Source organism: Enterobacter sp. C6 (assembly GCF_008122455.1).
Lineage (GTDB): Bacteria > Pseudomonadota > Gammaproteobacteria > Enterobacterales > Enterobacteriaceae > Enterobacter > Enterobacter pseudoroggenkampii.
Genome location: NZ_QPFW01000160.1, coordinates 1 through 15479, shown reverse-complemented (window position 1 = coordinate 15479; position 15479 = coordinate 1). Strand labels below are relative to the sequence as shown.

The window sequence follows — 15479 nt, the reverse complement described above, 5'->3', positions numbered from 1 at the left end:
TCGTTCCTGGCGTATCTGGGCTATCTGGCCGGATACCAGCATATCAACGACTGTATGGAAGATAAGAACTACCGCCTCGCCGCGCACGCGCTGATGCTTAACGAGCAGGCGCCCACGCTGAAAGTGAAAGGCGTTGATTTAGGTCGTTATGCCGATCTCCTGATTGCCCGCTACAGCAATCCGGCCCTGCGCCATCGGACATGGCAAATTGCGATGGACGGCAGCCAGAAGCTCCCGCAGCGTATGCTGGACTCCGTGCGCTGGCATCTGGTGCATCAGAAACCTTTCCCACTTCTGGCGCTGGGCGTGGCAGGGTGGATGCGCTATGTCGGCGGCGTGGACGAGCAGGGTAATGCGATTGACGTGAGCGATCCGCAGCTGGCGGTGATTCAGGCGGTGGTGAAGGGCAGTGCGGAGGGGGAAAGCCGGGTCAAGGCGCTGCTCGGTATCGAGGCCATCTTCGGCAAAGAGTTACCGCGGGAAGCAGGCTTTGTTGATGCGGTGATGAAGGCATATCAGACGCTGCTGCAACAGGGCGCGAAAGCGACCGTGGCCCAGTACGTCTCTCAACGGTAATTCAGCACATGCCGCCGTTCGCGGCGGCATGTCTGCGCACAGCTTAGTGCATCCCCAGGCGAATCAGCTCAATCGGCTCGAACTTACCTTCGCATCCTTCCACTTCAACCGTTTTGCTGCGGCGCACCTGCGCGGCATCCAGCCCGTCGCTGTGGATCGCTTTAATCACGCCAGTTTTGCCCGTGCCGCTAATCATGACGCGGCTGCCGGTGGTGATTGCATTGCGGTTACGGTCGTATGTCATCATGGTATTTTCTCCTCTCTAACCTGTTCGTTACGGCGCTATTTCAGGGTTGCCGTTCACGGAGCATATAAATACGCCTGTCTGCATCACATGTTTTTGTTTTTGATCAAACTCACACTTTTTTCTTTATTGTGTTGGGCACTGACGGTTCACGACAGGAATTTACAAAGCAGACCGTTATTTTCATTAATTGATAGTTTCGACAGGGAAGCGTTGAGGGTTGGTTTATATTCCCGGTGCCATTCTGGGTACAGGAAATAACCCTTTCATCGGAATAAGGAGTCAGGCTTATGTATAAGAAGATTTTGATGCCTGTTGATGTGTTTGAAATGGATTTGAGCGACAAAGCGGTTCGCCACGCGGCAAACCTTGCGAAGGCAGAGGGCGCCTCGATTACCCTGGTCAATATTCTGCCAGCCAGCAGTCGGTCCCTGCTGCGCGGATTTAACGCCGATATTAAAAAGTTTGAAGAATATATGACTGAAGAATCCGGGAAGAAAATGAACGCGTTAAAAAGACTGTTCGATATCTCGCCGGAGAAAATTGACACCCTGGTTCGCTTTGGCAACGTCCGCGATGAAATTATCAGGCTGAGCAAGGAGGGGGCATATGACGTGATTGTCATTGGGTCGAAAAATCCGGGCATCACCACCCATCTGCTGGGATCAAATGCGGAATCTATCCTGCGCTACGCCACAATTCCGGTGTTAGTCGTTCGCTAAACCCATCGCCGCGTCCGAAAGGGGCGGCGTAATATTACTCTTCGCTAAACCACTCGCTATTTTCCTGACGAATAAGCTGCACGGACTCGCTAATTTCCTGCAGATGCAGCGTCATCGCTTTTTCCACAGCGTCCGCATCGCGTTTTTCCAGCGCGCTGAAAATATCGTGATGCTGTCGGAGCAGCATTGCCGGCGGGGAGACGTGATCGAGGCTCATGTAGCGCACGCGGTCGATGGTGGCCTTGATGTTTTCGATGGTGTCCCAGGCCAGCTGGCAATCCGCAATCTGCGCCAGTTTCTGGTGGAATTCATCATCAAGCTGGAAGAAGTCATTCAGCTGCTTACGGTCAATCGCAATCCGCTGCTGATGCAGGTTCTGCTCCAGCAGGTAACACTGGTTGTCGTTGATGAGCGTTGCGGCACGCCGCGCCACCGCGCATTCAATGGCCTGGCGAACAAAACAGCCGTTGCGTACCTGAGAGAGTGAAATTTTGTTCACGTAGCTGCCGCGCTGCGGGCGGATCTGAATTAGACCGTTTTCCGCAAGCTTAATAAACGCTTCACGCACCGGCTGCCGGGAAACGTCAAACCGCACGGAGACCTCTTTTTCAGAAAGCGGCGTTCCCGGTGGGATCAGGCAATGGACAATATCACGTCGCAAAATGCGATAGATTTGCTGGTTTACGGGCTGGGTGGGATTGAGTTGCGATTCAGCGGCCATGAGTTGTCATTTCTCAGAGAATTAGCCCGAACATACTACCATTCTTTTATAATCCGAAACAGACCCGGCCCGCAGGCCGGGAAGGGCAGCGTTAGCCACGATGGACGCTAAGTCCGGCAAAACTCTGGCTGACCGGCATCATTTCTACGGTATTGATGTTGACGTGTTTTGGCAGCGTCGCCACCCACCAGACCGTTTCGGTGACATCTTCCGGCGTCAGGGCGTTCGCGTTTTCATAGGTTTTGTCCGCTTTCGCGTCATCGCCTTTGAAACGCACGTTGGAAAACTCGGTGCCACCCACCAGGCCCGGCTCGATGTCGGTGACGCGAATGGCGGTGCCGTGCAGATCGGTACGCAGGTTAAGGCTGAACTGGCGCACAAACGCTTTCGTCGCGCCATAGACGTTGCCGCCCGCGTAAGGCCAGCTCCCGGCGGTGGAACCGATATTGATAATGTGACCGCGGTTGCGCTCGACCATGCCCGGCAGCACCGCGCGGGTCATATAGACCAGCCCTTTGTTGTTGGTGTCGATCATGTTTTCCCAGTCTTCCACGCTGGCTTTGTGGGCAGGCTCCATGCCCAGCGCCAGACCGGCATTGTTGACCAGCACGTCGATGGCGCGCCATTCTGCTGGCAGATTAGCGATCATCTCTTCGATCGCTGCGCGGTTACGCACGTCCAGCTGCGCGGTCAGGATGCTGTCGCCTAGTTCGTCTTTGAGCTCCTGTAAACGCTCCTGACGGCGGCCGGTCGCGATAACCTTGTGCCCGTTGGCGACGAAGCGACGCGTGATGCTTTCACCAAAACCTGCCGTTGCCCCGGTAACTAAAATAATCATCTCACTGTTCCTCAACGCTTTTTGTGTTGTACTAACATAGCACGGCCGCAGAGGGTGCGTTAAGGCAACATTTGTATGACAGCGTTGCAGGGGATGGCGGCCTGGCCTACTCTGGGAGGATACCCGTACTCAGGAGCGAAAGATGACGGCCACGAATCCCTTTTTTAACATCAGCCTGCTGCCTTACCAGGCCCCCCATTTTGATGAGATCAACGACAGCCACTATCGTCCGGCCTTCGATGAAGCCCTTCGCCAGAAGCGGGCGGATATTGACGCGATTGTCGCTCAGGCCGCTGCGCCTGACTTCGCTAACACCGTGCTGGCGCTGGAGAAAAGCGGCGCTTTGCTCCAGCGCGTCAGCAGCGTGTTCTTCGCCATGACTTCCGCGCACACCAATCCGTATTTACAGGAGCTCGAGGAACAGTTCTCCACCGAGCTTGCCGCGCTGGCAAACGATATCTGGCTGAATGACGTACTGTTCGCCCGCGTGGAGAGCGTCTGGCAGGACCGTGCCGCGCTGGACGCTGAATCCCGTCGTCTGGTCGAGGAGACGTATCAGCGGTTTATTCTGGCCGGCGCGCGTCTGAATGAGACAGAAAAGGCCGAGCTAAAGGCGTTGAATACCGAGGCGGCCTCCCTGACCAGCCAGTTTAACCAGCGTCTGCTGGCTGCCGATAAAACGGGTGGGCTGGTGGTGGATTACGCGCACCAGCTTGACGGGCTCAGCGCCGGTGATATCGCTGACGCGGCTCAGGCTGCCGCGGAGCGAGGGCTAAACGATCGCTGGCTGATCCCGCTTTTGAACACCACCCAGCAGCCCGCGCTTTCCGCGCTGTGCAATCGTCAGACGCGCGAAAACCTTTTCAACGCAGGCTGGACGCGCACCCAGAAAGGGGATGAAAACGATACTCGCGCACTGATCCTGCGTCTGACGGCGCTACGTGCGCGACAGGCCCGTCTGCTGGGTTTTGAGGATTACGCCAGCTGGAGCATCGCCGATCAGATGGCGAAAACCCCGGCCGCCGCGCTGGAATTTATGCGCGGCATTGTGCCTGCCGCCCGCGCCCGCGCGGAACGCGAGCAGGCCGATATTCAGAAAGTCATCGACGACGAGCAGGGCGGTTTCACCGTGGAGGCCTGGGACTGGGCCTTTTATGCGGAGCGCGTGCGCCAGGCAAAATATGCCCTCGATGAATCGCAGATCAGGCCCTACTTTGCGCTCAATACCGTGCTGCAGGATGGCGTATTCTGGGCAGCCAGCCAGCTGTTTGGCATTCGCTTCGTCGAACGCTTCGATATCCCGGTGTATCACCCGGACGTCCGCGTATGGGAAATTTTCGACCACACCGGTGAGGGCATGGCGCTGTTTTACGGTGACTTCTTTGCCCGTGATTCCAAGCAGGGCGGGGCATGGATGGGGAATTTCGTCGAGCAATCCTTCGAGTTTGCTGCCCGTCCGGTGATCTACAACGTCTGTAACTACCAAAAACCGGCGAATGGCGGTGTCGTGCTTCTCTCCTGGGATGACGTGATAACCCTGTTCCACGAGTTTGGCCATACGCTGCACGGTCTCTTTGCCAGCCAGCGGTTCGCCACGCTTTCCGGCACCAATACGCCGCGTGATTTTGTTGAGTTCCCGTCGCAAATCAACGAGCACTGGGCCAGCCATCCACAGGTGTTTACCCATTATGCGCGCCATTACGAAACCGGTGAGCCGATGCCGGACGCGCTGCGGGAAAGCATGCTCAACGCGACCCATTTCAACAAGGGTTATGACATGACGGAGCTGCTGGCTGCCGCGCTGCTGGACATGAACTGGCACGGCATCAGTGAGGCCGTTTCGAGCGTGGAGGATTTTGAAGCGGCTGCGTTGAAAAAAGAGGGGCTGGATCTGCCCGCCGTACCGCCGCGCTATCGCAGCAGCTATTTTGCCCATATTTTTGGCGGCGGCTACGCGGCGGGATATTACGCCTATCTCTGGACGCAGATGCTCGCTGATGATGGCTATCAGTGGTTTGTTGAACAGGGCGGCCTGACCCGTGAAAACGGGCAAAAATTCCGCGAGGCGATTTTGTCCCGTGGTAACAGCACGGATTTAGCCGAACTGTATCGCAACTGGCGCGGGCACGATCCGAAGATTGAGCCGATGCTGGAGAATCGCGGGCTGAGCGAATAGAGTCAGTCTCATCAGAAAAAAAGAACCGGGCTTTACGCCCGGTTTTTTTATACGTTTCATCGTTCCTGTGACCGCTACAGCAAAAAATAGTCTTAATATCCATTCTGTGTAAATACAATCGCTGAGGTGATAAGTTACTTTGACCGGTATATTTAATTAACCGAATTTAGGCTGTAAAAGAGTTAATGATTAATAATTTGATCTGGGTTGTAAAAACCACATATTCTTTAGCTTCAGATTTTTTGCTATAAAATTTTATTATTTTTTGCCGATAAATGAAGGTGGCATAAATATTGACGTAATAGCAGTTAAGAAGGCGAAAGATGACCCTACCTCTGAACAATCCGGCTTTCACGGATACCGAGCCTTCTAAAGGCCTGATAAATAAAACCTTTACCTATATTGTTACGTTGTTGATAAGTATTTTCATCGCCGCAATAATATCTCTGCTAATAATAAAAGATAATGTTAATGAAATCAGCGACAAGCACGATGAATTTTTGTTAAGGGAAGCGCTGGATACCCGCCAGGAAAGCATGCGAAGTCATTTGAAAGACAATGCAGAGTGGGGAGATGCCTACAAATATCTTCATCTGAACACTGACGTTCACTGGGCATGGGATAAGCAAAACCTGGGTAAGTCCCTCTATGACAACTTTGGCTACGAAGGGGTGTTTGTTCTCTCCCCGGAAGGGAGAACGCGGTACAGCGTGGTTGACGGGAAACTGAAGCTTCAGGATCTGGATCGCTGGTTAGATAAATCCACCAAAGACCGTTTACTCCGTGAGGTGAGCCTAAAAAATGGATTGCCGGTTTCTATGCTAACGCTTATCGATTCCGTTCCGGCCATTGTTTCTGCGGAATGGATAACGACGGGGGATGATACGAGCGTGCAGCCCTTACCGGGGAAAGCTTCGACAATGGTGTTTATAGACAAGCTAACGGCTAAAAAACTCCTCACGATTGGGCAGTATGCCGGCGTCAAAAATGTTCGTACTTCACCCGATCCAGTCACTTCTCAAATAAACAACCAGACTGAATTTACCTTAAGTGCCCAGAATGGTGATGTGCAAATTATCTGGGACAGCGAAAACCCAGGCCAGGCGTTGATTATTTATTTTTTACCCTTACTCATCCTTTCAGTCATTCTGACGGTATCGATGACGGTTATTCTCATGCGTCATATTATGCAGAAGGCGAGAATGCTTGACGAAAATACCTTTCTCCTCGAGCAGGCACGGTTAAATCTCATCACGAGTGAAAAACGATTCCGGGACGTCAGTGAAACAACCAGCGACTGGTTCTGGGAAACAGATTTATCGTTAAAGATAACGTGGCTTTCAGGTCGTTTTTCTACAGTGACGGGATATGAAAATAGCGAATGGATAGGCCGCAGGTTGGATGAACTCTTTCCCTCGACAGCTGGATTATTACATGGCTGTGTCAGCCGCCGCGAGTTAACTGAACGCTTTGAATTTAAGAACTGCCCTTATACTCACGCGCAACAATCCACGTCCTATTGCACGCTTCTGGCAAAGTTTTCTGCACAGCCTGACGGAACGGTGGTGTTGCGGGGCGCGGCAACCGACGTCTCTCAGGAAGTTGAAGCAACAAAACGTGTGGAGTTCCTGTCACGCCATGATGAATTAACCGGTCTGCCGAACCGGTATCATATTAAGGAGTTTCTTGCAGGCCAGTTCGCTAAAGAAGGCGTCAATCATTATCCCTTTGCCATGATTTGCCTCGATTTAGACAAGTTTAAACCCGTCAATGATATTTTTGGGCATTCCGCGGGCGATGCTCTGCTTGGCGAGGTCGCTTTACGGCTTAAAAACTGCGTTCGTCGAGGTGATTTTGTCGCAAGGCAGGGAGGGGATGAATTTATGCTGCTCCTCGGCAACAGCAGCCAAAAAGAGCACATTGAGGAGGTGTGTCACCGCATCGTGCAAGAACTTAACCGTCCTTTCTCCATTGAGGGCAATGATGTGGCGATAGGCGTAAGCATGGGTATTGCGCTGGCTCCCCAGGATAGCCGCAGCGCAAACGATCTTTTACGCTATGCGGATATTGCGCTTTACCAGGCGAAACAATCCGGCAGAAACAGATGGGTCTATTATCGCCCGGATATGTCGGAAAAATTGACCGAACGGAGAAAACTGGAATTAGAACTGAAGACAGCGATTCGCGAAGAGCAACTCTATCTGGTTTACCAGCCGCGTTATAACCTCCGATACTCGAAAATAGACGCCGTCGAAGCGCTGGTACGTTGGAAGCACCCGCAGAGAGGGACTATGATGCCCGATCAGTTCATCACCCTGGCGGAAGAAACAGGCCTGATTATTAACCTCAGCAACTGGGTCATACGCACAGCGTGTGCGGAGACAAAAGATAAATTGCCGGGGTTATCGGTATCCGTAAATATTTCTGCTATCGAATTTCAGGCAAGCGATCTTGCCGAAAGGATAAAAGAGATACTTCATGAAACAGGGCTTGAGCCTAACCGTCTGGAAATAGAAGTGACTGAAAATGTCACGCTTTCCGATCCAGAAAAAACCTTGCAGACCATGAAGTCTCTCAAAAAAATGGGTGTCCGCATTCTGATCGACGACTTCGGTACCGGCTATGCATCCCTGAGCTATCTCCGGAAGTTTCAGTTTGACGGGCTCAAGCTCGACAAGAGTTTTATTTTTACCCTGGGCGATTCACCGCAGAATCAATCAGTCGTAGAGAAAATTATCGATCTGGGTAAAGCCTATTCGATGGCGGTAACCGCAGAAGGGGTGGAGACTGCCGAACAACTCTCTTTTCTTAAAAAAAATAAATGTGATGAAGTTCAGGGCTACTTGCTTGGAAAACCGGCCGCTATTACGGACTTAAATTTAAACGCAAACAGAGTCAATCTCTAAAGCGTGCTTTCATTCAGGGAAACGTAAATGAAAAACCGGGCATGTCGCCCGGTTTTTTTATCTTACAACCAGCACAGGGCATTTCGCATGCCGCACCACTGCCGCAGCGTTTGAACCCAACAGATAGGTCGATATGTCAGGCTTATGGGAGGCGATGATAATCAGGTCGGCGCCGATCGTGTCAGCGAGCTTAAGGATTTGATCCTTAGGGGATCCCGTCACGGCGTGAGTCTGAATCTTATCTGCAGGGATTTTGAATTGCTTAACAATTTCATCCAGTTTAGCTAAAGCAGCGTGCTGGAACTCTTTCATCTTCGGCATTTCTACGGAGTAGGCCAAACCTAATGATGAGTAATAAGGAAGAGATGGAATAACAGTAAGAAAGTGAACTTTAGCTGTGTTAAGTGCTGTATGTGCCTGAACGAAGGGGATAACCATGTGCGTCAGGCTATCCTCGGAGATATCAATGGGAACCAAAATTGAATTGTACATGTGTTCCTCCTGAGTGTTTTTTGCACAGCTCAGGTTAAACCGTTATTTCCAGCAAAACAGAGAGCAGGCTTTCATAACGGGGACAAATTTCGGTTCTGTGATTTAGGTACAGTTGAACCTGCCTGTCATTCCGTCGTGACAATGAACATTCTTGCTTCCTGGGCGAGCTGGCGTTCAGCCTTAATCGGCGCATATTTTTCCGAATGATAGAAGGCAATGGCCTGATCCAACGTCGGGAATTCAAAAATGCCTGCATAGGGTAACGGCGCTACTTCCCCTTCCAGTACCTGTGCGACAGCTCCAAAATGGACAATTTTTCCGCCTGCCTCCTCTAATGCTGACGTGAAGCGAGGGGCCAGGCTGGCCTGTCTGGCAGGGTCAATGACCCGTAAGTTGATATGAACAAAGGCAGGCATAATGGTTCCTCAAGCAGTATAAATAGTGTATATACAGTATTAACTTTAGCATTGCTTGTCGAGATGAAATGATGAACAACATTGATGTGGCGCCGTTGGAGACCATTCCGGAGGTCTGTCCGGCGTTTCAGGCGCGCGCTACCGCTCGGGCTATTACGCGCTATTACAACGCCTGCTTCAGACCGTTTGATCTGACCGCTGAGCAGTTCAGTCTGATGGTTGGCATCGGGGGTTCTCCTAATGAAACCGTTGCGGAACTCGCCGCCAGAGCAGGGGTGGATGCGACAACACTGAGTCGTAATATCCGTAGTCTGGAATCCCGGGGCATTATTGACTCGGCTGGAGGCCGTGGACGTGCCGGAAAACGACTCACGCTGACAGCTGAAGGCTGGCGTCTGCTTGAAGAGGTCATGCCGGTATGGCAATCCGCTAAGCAGGAGTTGTCCCACCTAATGGGCAGCGAGCAGCTTAGCCTGACGACGGAGATGATGAAACGTCTGGCTAAAATCAGTGCTGCCTTATGAAGCTCTCCGCGTTATTGTCAGAGGCTGTGCAAAACGGAAAGGTTGTACCGGGCGTAATGCCCGGTAATAGACTTAAATTGCGTGACAGCTGACGGACGCGATAATTTTATTCCCGCCGATATTACCCATAATCAGATCGAGTAATTTCCGGTATTCCTCCCGGGTCATCACCTCGGCCCGAATTTCAGTTTTACCTTCTGATTGCGCCGTTGCGCAATAAATGGATTTCAGGCTTAAGGTCAACTCTTTCGCCATGTTTACCACGCTCTGTCGGACCGCATCTTCATGCTCATCATTGCAGGTGATTTTCAGGACATAGCATTTTTCGCCTTCATGGAGCGCGGGCAGTTGATTAATCCGTTGCGCAGCTTCGCGAAGCAATATGTTGGCACAAAGAATAATCACGCTGGCCATACCGGCATTCCAGAATTGACCTAAGCCGCACAGCACACCAATTCCGGCCGAACACCATAGCGTTGCGGCGGTATTTAGACCACGAATATTCATTCCTTCACGCATAATGACGCCAGCGCCAAGGAAACCTATTCCGGAGACGATCTGCGCTGCAATGCGTCCCGGGCTATCGGGGGACGTCGAGATGGAACTTAAAATAAACACGGCAGCGCCCGTCGCAACCAGTGCATTGGTACGAAGCCCGGCCATACGCTGGCGCCATTGTCTTTCCGCGCCGATAATTGCGCCCAGCAGCATCGCTGCGAGCAGATGAGAGATATAAGGGAACATCAGCCTGTCGCCTGTTAACATGATTAAACGATAAGCGTCAGTGCTTCACATAGCACAGTATGACGCCGTTAAAACGCAAAGCATGTCAGCGGGAGGGTGGCGGAAAGAGTGAATGGTTAAACATGAACATCGTGATGCCCCACAAATTTGGTCGTTCTTAATGTATTGGGATGCAATCACGTAAAGAGGATTGCTGCCCACCATAAAGGTAAGCAGCGAGAAAATCGCGTCAGCTTACCTTCGTATCGACGATAAAATAACTTTCCAACGAAGGACTCCTGTGAAAATTTATTGCCAGTATAGTCAGGGGCGATAATGAGTAAAGTGAAAAAACAACGTCCGTTATGAATTGTTTAAGTTCGGAAGACATATTTTTAAGACGTCATCTGATTTTCAAATATACCCGGTATACTACATTTCCTTTTTTACAGGCGATAACAGACAAAGGCAGGATGTATGTCTCTTCGTTCGCTGCGGGCGTTATGCCTGACAAGTTTTTTCATTGCGGATGTTCGCGATGGCCTGGGACCTTTTCTCGGTATTTTTCTGACCGAACGCCACTGGACCCCTGATGATATTGGCATCCTGATGACGGCCGGCGGGCTGGCGGGGTTACTGGCCACGCTGCCGGCGGGGTTCATCACCGACACCTCCCGCAACAAGCGTGCTGTGCTCGCGCTGCTGTGCATTCTGATCACACTAAGCACGCTTCTGCTCTGGTTTAGCCAGCAGAGCGCCGTGGTCGCCGTGTCGCAAATCGTCACCGGTATCTGTGCGGCATTTGTCGGGCCGTTGATCGCCGGGATTACGCTGGGGTTGACCGGGCAGAGCGGCTTCAGCGCGCAGATGGGCAGAAACGAGGCGTTCAATCACGGCGGCAATTTCATGACCGCTCTGATTGCAGGCGGCATTGCCTGGTACTGGGGCGTGGGCGGGATTTTCCTGCTGATGACCTGTACCACGCTGCTAACGCTGTGTGCGCTGCTTGCCATTCGCAACAGCGATATCGATAACGACGCGGCGCGCGGGCTGTCCTCTTCAGCGAGCCTGCCGGTCCCCGGTTTTGCGATGCTGATGAAAAACCGGGCGCTGTTTGTGACCGGGCTGACGCTGCTGCTGTTCCACCTGGCAAACGCCGCGCTATTACCGATGCTGAGCATGAGGGTGGCTGCGGCACCCGCCACGATCAACCCCGGTTTGTACGCGGCGGGTACCGTCATCATCTCGCAGGCCGTGATGATCCCCGTCGCCATCTGGGCTTCGCGCCGGATCGAACATTTTGGCTACTGGCGCTTAATTATGCTGGCGCTGCTGGTCATGCCGGTACGCGCGGCGCTGGCGGCATCCACGGACGCGCCGTTAATGATGATCCCGGTACAAATTCTCGACGGCCTGGCCGCCGGGATCCTCGGTGTCGTCGTACCATCGTTTATTGTGGTGCTGCTGCGCGGAAGCGGGCACGTCAATGCCGGGCAGAGTGTGGTGATGCTGATGCAGGGGGTTGGGGCATCCATGAGCCCGGCGTTAACCGGGACGATCGCCGGTCATTACTCGTTTGCGACGGCATTCAGTGTCCTGAGCGCGATTGCGCTGGCCGCCGTCCTGATCTGGTGGCGCGTTGCGCACCGCAGCTGGGAAACAAACGCGCCGGGTGAGGCTTAGCCACCACCCGGCGTAGCACTTAAGCCAGTTCGTTAGGGCACGGCTCACCCTTTTCTAACTGCTGAAGATTGCCCAGCGTGGTTTCCGAAATGCTGATCAGGGCTTCGGCAGTCAGAAACGCCTGATGTCCGGTAAACAGGACGTTATGGCAGGCAGAGAGGCGACGGAACACGTCGTCCTGGATGACATCATTAGACTTATCTTCAAAGAACAGATCGCGTTCGTTCTCATACACGTCCATCCCCAGCGCGCCAATTTTCTGGGTTTTCAGCGCTTCGATTGCGGCCTGAGAGTCAACCAGTCCGCCGCGGCTGGTGTTGATGATCATCACGCCATCTTTCATCTGGTCAAACGCCGCCTGATTGAGCAGGTGGTAGTTTTCCGGCGTCAGCGGACAGTGCAGGGAGATCACGTCGGACTGCGAGAACAGCGTCGGCAGGTCAACGTACTCCACGCCCAGATCCAGCGCTGCGGCGCTTGGGTACGGATCGAATGCCAGCAGACGCATGCCAAAGCCTTTCAGAATGCGCAGGGTAGCCACGCCAATTTTACCGGTGCCGATCACGCCAGCGGTTTTGCCGTACATGGTAAAGCCGGTCAGCCCTTCCAGCGAGAAGTTGGCGTCACGGGTACGCTGATAAGCGCGGTGAATACGACGGTTGAGGGACATCATCATGCCAATCGCATGTTCCGCGACCGCTTCCGGGGAGTACGCCGGAACGCGAACCACCTTCAGACCCAGCTCTTTTGCCGCATCGAGATCCACGTTGTTAAAGCCCGCACAGCGCAGGGCGATGTACTTCACCCCCTGTTTTTTCAACTCTTCCAGCACCGGACGACTGCCGTCATCGTTTACGAAAATGCAGACGCCTTCACAGCCGTGCGCCGTTTTGGCGGTTTTTTCGGACAGCAGAAAGTCGAAAAATTCAAGCTCAAACCCGTAAGCCTCGTTAACATGTTGCAGATACTTTTTGTCGTACTGCTTTGTGCTGTATACCGCGAGTTTCATAAGACTTTCTCCAGTGATTTTGCATTCACGTTAGCATGATTAAAATTATCTTACAATTTATAAAATATTATTGAATTCAATAAGTTCTATCAATTATTCTAGAGCATATGTGCACCCTAACTCCATGATATTCTTACTACGAGAAATCTTCGGCGCGGATCTGATCGGGACATATAGCGGAAAATGAAGTGGGTAGAGGATGCGAGAAACGCCTGTCTGAATTACGTTAAAGAATGGCAAGAGGGTGCGAAAACTGCAATCCTTCCTGATGTGATGGGACGATATCAGAAACTGGGTGAGTTTCTGATAAAGAGGGAGAATGATGCATGTCTCAACAATTGGAATTGTCCTTATCTCCGCCGATGCTGCCTGCTTTGTGCTATTTTATTGTTTCTATTGTGATTTTCTTCTTATTGTACTTCGGGAAATTGAAAGTTAACCGGCTCCGGAAATATCCACTGTTCATTGCTTATACGCTGTTTGTGATAGCCATTGCTGCCATTCAAATTAACGTTTTTGCCAACGGCTATGAGTTTGTTAGCGCATTTTTACTTATTGATTTTGATCCCTGGCGGTACAACTCGGTGTATTGGGGGTCGTTGATATTCGCCATGCTTTACCTTCTGGCGTTGCCTCGGAACAGGCCCTAGTTTCGCAACTTAACGTTACAGCATCTATTCTTAAACCTGGCTTTGACTTCAACTGACCAGCTAAACATGCGACAATGATCGGCACTGCCGGCTTAATTCTTTTGCTAAATCAGGATATTAACTGCCCATGAAGGGTAAATACAAAGCCGCTCTTGCGCTTTTACTGCTGTTCATATTGTTGCCGCTGACGCTGCTGATGACGCTCGCCCAGTGGGTACCGACGCTCGCCGGGATCTGGCTGCCCGTCGGGACGCGCATCGCTTTCGAAGAGAGTCCGAAACTGACTCGCCACGCGCTGGTGATCCCCGATCTTCGCTATCTGGTTGAAGACTGCGAAATTGCCCGCATCGATAACGTGACGTTGTCACATCCCAGCCGCTGGAAGCTGGATATCGGCGCGCTGGATCTTAACTCCGTTTGCCTGAGCAAAATTCCCCAGTCTGCGCCCTCAACTGTCGCTCCCAAAACGCTGGCCCAGTGGCAGGCGGTATTGCCCAATACCTGGCTTACGGTTCACCGCCTGACGCTGTCGCCCTGGCAGCAGTGGCAGGGTGAGCTTAATGCGTCGCTGACCCCGTCCAGCCAGGAGATCGCCTATAAAGGCGAGCAGGTCAGCATTAAAGGCACGCTTCGCGGCCAAACGCTCTCGGTCAGCCAGTTTGATGTACAGCTCCCGGACCAGCCGCAGCCGATTAAGCTGGTGGGCGAGTTTACCTTGCCGCTGGTTCCTGACGGCGTGCCGGTGAAAGGCCACGCGGTGGCGACCTTTAACGTGCCACAGTTAACGTCCCTGGTCGACGCCGATCTGGACTGGGAAGAGAATCAGGGACAGCTGGTGGTGATGGCGCGGGACAACCCCGATCCGCTGCTCGACCTGCCGTGGCAGATCACGGCGGAGCAGCTGAACATCAGCGACGGGCGCTGGAACTGGGATCTCTCGGGTATGCCGCTGAGCGGGCGGGTATCCCTTCGTGCAGACAACTGGCAGCAGGGGCTGGAGAAAACCACCCTGACCGGACGACTGAATGTGCTGACGCACGGCGATGCGGGGAAAGGCAACGCGGTACTGAATATTGGGCCCGGCAGGCTCAGTATGGAAAACAGCGACATGCCCCTGCATCTCAGCGGCGAGGCGAAGCAAAACGATCTCATTCTTTACGCCAAATTGCCCGCCACGCTGACCGGCAGCCTGTATGAACCGCAGCTGGCCTTTGAGCCGGGCGCGCTGCTCCGCTCGCGCGGGCGCATCATCAATTCACTCGATATCGATGAAATCCGCTGGCCGCTGGCGGGCGTGAAGCTGACGCAGAAGGGCGTGGACGGTCGTTTACAGGCGATTCTGCGCGCCCATGAAAACGAGATGGGTGATTTTGAACTCCACCTGGACGGCCAGGCTAATGACTTTTTACCCGATAACGGCCTGTGGCAGTGGCGCTACTGGGGAAAAGGCGGTTTTACGCCGATGCATGCCCGCTGGGATGTCGCCGGGAAAGGCGAGTGGCGCGACAACCTTATTGAGCTGACGGCGCTCTCCACCGGTTTTGACAAGCTCCAGTACGGCACGATGGAGGTCAGCAAGCCGCGTCTGGTGCTGGATCAGCCGGTACGCTGGTTGCGCGATGCCGAAAAACCGGCCTTCAGCGGCGCGCTGTCGCTCAATGCAGGACAAACCCGTTTCTCCGGCGGCAGCGTGTTGCCACCCTCGGTCCTGACCTTCAGCGTCGACGGCACCGACCCGACATTTTTTCAGTTTAAGGGCGACCTCCATGCGGACAAAATCGGTCCGGTACAGGTGAACG

Annotated in this window: 13 protein-coding genes and 2 pseudogenes; 8 read left to right on the top strand and 7 right to left on the bottom strand. The window is 53.1% G+C overall.

Features of this window, described 5'->3' with window-relative positions:
• Window positions 1–576 (top strand): annotated as a pseudogene (locus DOU50_RS04190) (D-mannonate oxidoreductase); the annotation flags it as partial.
• A gap of 43 nt (window positions 577–619) precedes the next feature.
• On the opposite strand, the gene ydfZ reads toward DOU50_RS04190, so the two are convergent.
• The gene (gene ydfZ, locus DOU50_RS04185) at window positions 620–823 is read right to left on the bottom strand and encodes a putative selenium delivery protein YdfZ (RefSeq protein ID WP_014883679.1); all 204 of its coding nucleotides are present in this window, start codon (window positions 821–823) and stop codon (window positions 620–622) included.
• Between the two features lie 287 nt (window positions 824–1110).
• Here ydfZ and DOU50_RS04180 point away from each other — a divergent pair, with 287 nt between their 5' ends.
• On the top strand, window positions 1111–1542 hold the full coding sequence (locus tag DOU50_RS04180; protein ID WP_148768875.1) for a universal stress protein: 432 nt from the start codon (window positions 1111–1113) through the stop codon (window positions 1540–1542).
• A 34-nt stretch (window positions 1543–1576) separates the two neighbouring features.
• On the opposite strand, the gene DOU50_RS04175 is transcribed toward DOU50_RS04180, so the two are convergent.
• A complete protein-coding gene (locus DOU50_RS04175) occupies window positions 1577–2263 on the bottom strand; it encodes a GntR family transcriptional regulator (RefSeq protein WP_048989539.1) in 687 nt (228 codons plus the stop codon).
• 91 nt (window positions 2264–2354) lie between these two features.
• Window positions 2355–3101, bottom strand: a complete 747-nt coding sequence (gene ydfG / locus DOU50_RS04170; protein ID WP_023292548.1) for a bifunctional NADP-dependent 3-hydroxy acid dehydrogenase/3-hydroxypropionate dehydrogenase YdfG — start codon at window positions 3099–3101, stop codon at window positions 2355–2357.
• Window positions 3102–3243: 142 nt separating this feature from the next.
• Here ydfG and dcp point away from each other — a divergent pair, with 142 nt between their 5' ends.
• Together dcp and DOU50_RS04160 are read left to right on the top strand one after the other, a co-directional pair.
• On the top strand, window positions 3244–5277 hold the full coding sequence (dcp, locus tag DOU50_RS04165) for a peptidyl-dipeptidase Dcp (protein WP_148768874.1): 2034 nt from the start codon (window positions 3244–3246) through the stop codon (window positions 5275–5277).
• Window positions 5278–5600: 323 nt separating this feature from the next.
• Window positions 5601–8183: an EAL domain-containing protein gene (locus DOU50_RS04160; protein WP_148768873.1), complete on the top strand. Its 2583-nt coding sequence runs from the start codon at window positions 5601–5603 to the stop codon at window positions 8181–8183.
• A 57-nt stretch (window positions 8184–8240) separates the two neighbouring features.
• On the opposite strand, the gene uspF is transcribed toward DOU50_RS04160, so the two are convergent.
• Both uspF and DOU50_RS04150 read right to left on the bottom strand, forming a co-directional pair.
• Window positions 8241–8675: a universal stress protein UspF gene (gene uspF / locus DOU50_RS04155; protein ID WP_023335555.1), complete on the bottom strand. Its 435-nt coding sequence runs from the start codon at window positions 8673–8675 to the stop codon at window positions 8241–8243.
• Window positions 8676–8800: 125 nt separating this feature from the next.
• Window positions 8801–9091 (bottom strand): DUF1330 domain-containing protein, encoded by a 291-nt coding sequence (locus DOU50_RS04150; RefSeq protein WP_048989534.1) that lies wholly within the window; start codon window positions 9089–9091, stop codon window positions 8801–8803.
• A 68-nt stretch (window positions 9092–9159) separates the two neighbouring features.
• On the opposite strand from DOU50_RS04150, the gene DOU50_RS04145 reads away from it, so the two are divergent.
• Window positions 9160–9615, top strand: a complete 456-nt coding sequence (locus DOU50_RS04145; protein ID WP_228117506.1) for a MarR family winged helix-turn-helix transcriptional regulator — start codon at window positions 9160–9162, stop codon at window positions 9613–9615.
• 72 nt (window positions 9616–9687) lie between these two features.
• Here the strand turns inward: DOU50_RS04145 and DOU50_RS04140 are convergent, their stop codons facing one another.
• Window positions 9688–10359, bottom strand: coding sequence for an MgtC family protein (locus tag DOU50_RS04140; protein ID WP_024909493.1), 672 nt, complete (start codon window positions 10357–10359; stop codon window positions 9688–9690).
• Window positions 10360–10815: 456 nt separating this feature from the next.
• On the opposite strand from DOU50_RS04140, the gene DOU50_RS04135 reads away from it, so the two are divergent.
• Entirely contained in the window at window positions 10816–12021 is a 1206-nt protein-coding gene (locus DOU50_RS04135; protein ID WP_148768872.1) for an MFS transporter, read from the top strand.
• A gap of 19 nt (window positions 12022–12040) precedes the next feature.
• Here the strand turns inward: DOU50_RS04135 and DOU50_RS04130 are convergent, their stop codons facing one another.
• Complete coding sequence (locus DOU50_RS04130; RefSeq protein ID WP_024909491.1) at window positions 12041–13030, bottom strand: 2-hydroxyacid dehydrogenase; 990 nt, start codon at window positions 13028–13030, stop codon at window positions 12041–12043.
• 326 nt (window positions 13031–13356) lie between these two features.
• On the opposite strand from DOU50_RS04130, the gene DOU50_RS04125 reads away from it, so the two are divergent.
• Entirely contained in the window at window positions 13357–13680 is a 324-nt protein-coding gene (locus tag DOU50_RS04125) for a hypothetical protein (RefSeq protein ID WP_024909490.1), read from the top strand.
• A gap of 127 nt (window positions 13681–13807) precedes the next feature.
• Window positions 13808–15479, top strand: a pseudogene (locus tag DOU50_RS04120) (hypothetical protein); the annotation flags it as partial.